General features: G+C 66.4%; 3 protein-coding genes. All 3 read left to right on the top strand.

Going from position 1 to position 2,084, the window contains the following annotated elements; genetic code table 11:
- Positions 1–371 (top strand): helix-turn-helix domain-containing protein (locus tag WBL05_RS04625; protein WP_424224059.1); only part of this gene is annotated, 371 nt, incomplete at its 5' end.
- Positions 372–507: 136 nt separating this feature from the next.
- On the top strand, positions 508–1,413 hold the full coding sequence (locus WBL05_RS04620) for an IniB N-terminal domain-containing protein (RefSeq protein ID WP_424224057.1): 906 nt from the start codon (positions 508–510) through the stop codon (positions 1,411–1,413).
- A gap of 22 nt (positions 1,414–1,435) precedes the next feature.
- Entirely contained in the window at positions 1,436–2,071 is a 636-nt protein-coding gene (locus tag WBL05_RS04615; RefSeq protein WP_424224055.1) for a hypothetical protein, read from the top strand.
- Positions 2,072–2,084: the final 13 nt, after the last annotated feature.

Genomic DNA, 2,084 nt, shown 5'->3' with positions numbered 1-2,084 from the left:
GCGCCCGCAAGACCGATGATCGCAAGGTGGCCACCAGGCTGCTGGCCTGCGCCCGCGAACTCCATCCGCCGGACAGCACACGGCGTCCCACCACCACCGCAGCCACGACGCGGGCCGCCGACGCCCCGGTCAACGCCGGGCAACCGGCCGCCGAGGTTGAGTCGCCGCTCAGCGAACGCGAGATGGAGGTGGCGCGGCTGGTGCTGCAGGGCAAGACCTACGCCGAGATCGGCCAGACCATCTACATCTCACCCCGCACCGTCGAGCACCACATCGCGCACATGAAGCGACGGTTGTCGGCGAGCTCACGCTCCGACCTGATCGGCAAGCTCCGCCTGGTGGTGGACGCCTCGACAGGGGAAACGCCATGAGGTCGCCGGCATCCCCAACAGCCCGGCCAATACCCCGTCACCCCGCAGCCGATCATAGGGGCTTTCCCCGATGTCGCATCCGGGTCGCAGACATAGCTTGTACAGGTAGAAACATCAGAAATTCAGGAGGCCAATAATGCCCACACCCCTGGCGACGATTGCTGATGCGCTGATTGAGTTCATCCTCAGCCTGCTGCGCGATCCCAGCGCGCTGGCCGAGTTCGAGGCCGCGCCGGAAGAAACGTTGGCCCGCCAAGGACTGGGTAACGTCTGCGTCGACGATGTGCGCTCGGTCACCCCGGTTGTGGTGGATCGGCCGGACGTCACACCGGTAGTTGCCGCAACCCCGGCGGCCCCCACGATAATCAAGACCGTTCCGGTGATGGTGCCGCAGCCCGCGCCGCCGCCTGCTCCGCCCCAGGTCGTACAGCAGTCGCCGGTGGTCAAGGAGATCCTGAACGTTGCCAACAACTTCAACATCGACAACCGCTCGACCATCGTCGACCAGTCGGTGAACCAGAACATCTGGGCCCAGGGCGACGTCACCCAGATCTTCGACCAGGAGGCCGTGCTGGCGCTGGGCGACAACTCCATCGCGGTCGGCGATGACGTGAACATCGACAACTCCGAGACCGACGTGACCATCGGCGACGTCTCCATCGGCAACACCACCACCGACGTCGAGATCACCGACTCGTTCAACGACGAGTCCACCGACGTCCTGGTCGACCTGGAGACCGAGGCCACCGATTCGTTCAACGACGAGTCGACCAATACCACCGTCGACGTCACCGTCGACGACTCCTTCCAGGTCAACGACTCGTTCCAGGCCCAGACCGAGACGGTGGTGCAATCCGAGGTCACCGTGGTGGACTCGACGGTCTACGCCGATTCGGCCGCCTACGCAGATCCGGCCGCGTACGCCGCCGAGCCGGCCTATGACGCCCAGGTCGTCTACGAGGCCCCGGCCGTCTACGAGACCGCCCCGGCGGCGCTCGAGGTCGTGGCACCGCTCGACATGGAGTACGACGAGACCCAGTAGGCCCCGGTAGCCGAACAAGCTCATGACTGACAAGTCAGATACCGATAGCCCGGACGCCGGGGCGTCCCTGCCCGACGAGACCAGGCGGCAGGAACGCCCCGATCGTCCTTCCCTGCGCAATCCGAACCTGCCACCGGTGCTGGTTCGCAAGGCGCCGCCGTTCTCGGTGCGGTTGACCCAGCTGCTGTGGGCGCTCAGCTTCGTGGCCGGGGCGATCGCCATCGTCTACTTCTTCGTCGTCCGCGAAGACCAGTTGCCGCTGATCAACGACGCCATCCGGGCGGTCGACGGCACCCGCAGCGAAGAGACGTACACCACCGCCGCCGACATCATCTTCTGGTCGGTCTTCGGGTTCATGGTGGGCATGCTGCTGATCCAGATCACCATGCTGGTGTCGTTCACCAACCGCCGCCCGGGCATCCGCTGGTGGCAGTTCGCCACCCTGGTGGTGCAGGCACCGGTTTACGCGCTCGCCCTGGAGATGGTCGGCGCGGGCGAGCACGGTGAGATGCTGCGCCAGGTGCTAACCGCCCAGTGCGGGCTCGTGCTGCTCGCTCTGCTGGTCAGCGCGCTGCCCGGTGCCATCAACTGGAGCGTCCAGCAGCACGATGTCCGCCGCGGGACGGTCAGCGGACCGGGCGCCGCCCCCGACCTCTAGCGCGACCTGCTCC

Origin of the sequence: Brooklawnia sp., assembly GCF_049651565.1 — a bacterium.
Lineage (GTDB): Bacteria > Actinomycetota > Actinomycetes > Propionibacteriales > Propionibacteriaceae > Brooklawnia.
The sequence above is the reverse complement of the archived record's forward strand: the minus strand, read 5'-3'. Positions and strand labels throughout refer to the sequence as shown.

Excerpts from the sequence above, each read along its gene's own strand:
- WBL05_RS04620 (WP_424224057.1), top strand. The coding sequence starts at position 508 with ATGCCCACACCCCTGGCGACGATTGCTGATGCGCTGATTGAGTTCATC.
- WBL05_RS04615 (WP_424224055.1), top strand. The coding sequence starts at position 1,436 with ATGACTGACAAGTCAGATACCGATAGCCCGGACGCCGGGGCGTCCCTG.